This is a genomic window from Eubacterium sp. BIOML-A2 (assembly GCF_009680135.1).
GTDB classification, from domain to species: Bacteria; Bacillota; Clostridia; order Lachnospirales; family Lachnospiraceae; genus Faecalicatena; species Faecalicatena contortus_B.
Window position 1 is genome coordinate 1 of sequence record NZ_WKZK01000114.1, and the last position, 2,612, is coordinate 2,612.

At 48.7% G+C, this 2,612-nt stretch carries 2 protein-coding genes; both read right to left on the reverse strand.

Going from position 1 to position 2,612, the window contains the following annotated elements:
- Nucleotides 1-94: 94 nt before the first annotated feature.
- Nucleotides 95-835 (reverse strand): ATP-binding protein, encoded by a 741-nt coding sequence (locus tag GKG43_RS22645; protein ID WP_173020148.1) that lies wholly within the window; start codon nucleotides 833-835, stop codon nucleotides 95-97.
- The gene (istA, locus tag GKG43_RS22650; protein WP_129880133.1) at nucleotides 825-2,411 is read right to left on the reverse strand and encodes an IS21 family transposase; all 1,587 of its coding nucleotides are present in this window, start codon (nucleotides 2,409-2,411) and stop codon (nucleotides 825-827) included. The genes GKG43_RS22645 and istA overlap by 11 nt, the downstream gene beginning before the upstream one ends.
- Between the last annotated feature and the right edge of the window lie 201 nt (nucleotides 2,412-2,612).

A 2,612-nucleotide genomic window follows, 5' to 3' on the forward strand; every position in this document is an offset into this window, starting at 1 on the left:
TGATTATTCCGGGCGATTAGCCCATGCGCTGAAGCGCGTTCAGCGCACGGGTATCGCCGTTTAGCAAAGGCTGGTCGCAGTTCAGCCCAGGTCATCAACCATGTGATAAATGCTGCCGCATATTAACATCACCGGTTTCGATCCAAGTAGTGTTATGCGCGAAGCGCTCTACGATGGACTCGGCATAAGTCCCGCCTCGCAGCCGCTTGACCCAGTCCTCGCGCTTATAAAGCGTACAGAAAATCGTAGACGTACTGTCAAAGCGGCGTTCCGTCAATTCAAGGATGAACTCTACATCTGCTTTGGACAATTCCGGCATAAGCCATTCATCAAGAACAAGAACCTTGAAAGCTGCATACTTGTTCAGCACCTTGTTCTTTCCGCCGGGAAGCACTGATTTCTCGGCGTATTCTTCCAGAAGATCAGGGAGGCGGATGTATCGGGTTTTATGTAGTTGCCTGCAGGCTTCTTTTGCCAGTGCACACCCCAGGAAGGTTTTCCCAGAGCTAGGATATCCCTGGAACACAACGCTGCGGCTATCGTCAACGAACCTGCAGCTAGCCAGATCAGCAATAATGCCCCTGTTGAGAGGTCGTTTGTCAATGTAAAGGATGTCATGAATGTCTGACTTTGGGAGCCGGAGCTTTGCAGTCTTAATCAACCGGTGTACCTTATCGTTATACTTTCTTTGATAAACACCGTCTGTAAGGAGCTGAAAACGGTCATCAAAGGGAAGAGCCAGCGTCTGTGGATCCTGTTGTTGTATTTCGAGTTCATCAATGAACTCTCCGACATTCATGAGGCGGAGTTTTCTTCTGGTCTCATCATTTAGCATCAGAATCCCCTCCTTTCCGGTAATAATCGCTGCCGCGAAGATATCCCATGGAGGAGTCATCCGCTGAAGAATCGAAAGCAGCTTCCAGCTGCTCTTTATAACTAATGTCTTGATTCGCTGTCAAGATTGCTTTAAGGTGATGGTAACGGGGCACTTTAATCCCTCTGCTGATAGCAAGCTCACAGGCGGTTTCCAGACGGGCATCTGTATACGTTCTGCTGAGGCGGAGTATGGCAAGGCAGGGATTATAGCCCTGTTCTTTTATACTGACGCTGCCAAAGATGCGGTCGATGACCTGTCTGGTCGATTTCCCGATTGAACTTGCCCAGTTTTTAATTCGCTCGTCATCCCACTGAACGATGTTGCGAAATGCAGGCGGCATGTCTTCCGGATGCGTGGAATACTTGTTCTTCATGTAATCCGGAAAGCGGTTGTGTGTCGTTAGACGCTCCCCCTTGTGATAGAGTTCTACAAAACGATCCGTTACTTTAAGGTCGATTTTCTTTTTTGCATACTGGTACGGACATGAATACCTGTTTTTCTTGTACACTACGTGGAAGTCAAGGTTGACGGCACGATCATAGACCCACTCTGCAATCTCATAAGGGACATCGGGAAGTGGCCTCAGGAAATCCCGTTCTTCCTGCAGCACCTCATAACGACTCCCTTCACGTTTCTGAAATGCCTCGTGATTGAACTTATGGAGCTTGTCAGAAACAGCCTTTTTTAACTCTGCAAAGGAATAATACACGTCGTTACGGCATCGGGCGATGATAGCCGTTGCAATCTTCCCAACAGTGCCTTCTACAGATGGTTTCTGCTTCGGCTTTCTTACACCGGCAGGCATGATTGCGGTCATGTAATGCGATCCAAGAGCCGCGTAGTCCTCTGTCAGAATGATCTCGCCTTCCTTTGGATGAGACACGACACCAGTTTTGAGATTATCGCATACTGTCCGTATCGGAGCACCGCCAAAATATTCATACATGTGGATATGGCACCGAATAAAGGTGTCCATCTTCATATCCAGACATGGTTCTACATACGAATACTGACTATACGGGAGTGTTCCGACGAACAGATAGACAGTGATCAGTTCACCAGTGCTCATGTCCACGTAGTGCATGGTTGGTCCGGACCAATCGACTTCTGCCCGCTCCCCGGGCTTGTGCTCGAGATGGTTGGTGAGACGATTGGCGACAGTGAATTCAGCGTATCCCTCGTTAAACTTAGTCTTGCCCATGGGAATCGCCCCATTCCGTTCACAGCGTTCGATATACTCCTCATGGAGAAGCTTGAGGGTCACGCCTACTTTTTTCAGCTCCTGATGTACATGCTCGTAGTCAGGATCTCCGTACATGGTCTCGTTCGCAAACTTCTCCGGATAGAAGATGCGATAGACCTCCGAATCGTCAAGGGCGCGGATATCATCGTAATGGATACCTTTCTCATCTGCGATGTTGAAAACCTCACTGACAGAGTGCCTTGAGATGTGTCTTGTGGATGCGATCGCACTTCGAGACAATCCTGCATCCCGAAGCTCCATGATGAGCTTCACATTGATTTTTCTGGCCATTCTTTTGGCCTCCCTTCGTTAGATTTGGAGCGATACTCCTTCTATAATTCTAACGAACGAAAGGTCAAAATGAATAAGAGTTAATAAATGGGCTGATCTGCGATCGGCATATGCCGAAACGCGGATTGTATCAAATGGGCTGATGCGCGGTCTAACTGCGCTAAACTGCGGCCTGGGTGGGCCGGAGGCCCGGAATAATCA

Excerpts from the sequence above, each read along its gene's own strand:
- GKG43_RS22645 (WP_173020148.1), bottom strand. The coding sequence starts at position 835 with ATGCTAAATGATGAGACCAGAAGAAAACTCCGCCTCATGAATGTCGGA.
- istA (WP_129880133.1), bottom strand. The coding sequence starts at position 2,411 with ATGGCCAGAAAAATCAATGTGAAGCTCATCATGGAGCTTCGGGATGCA.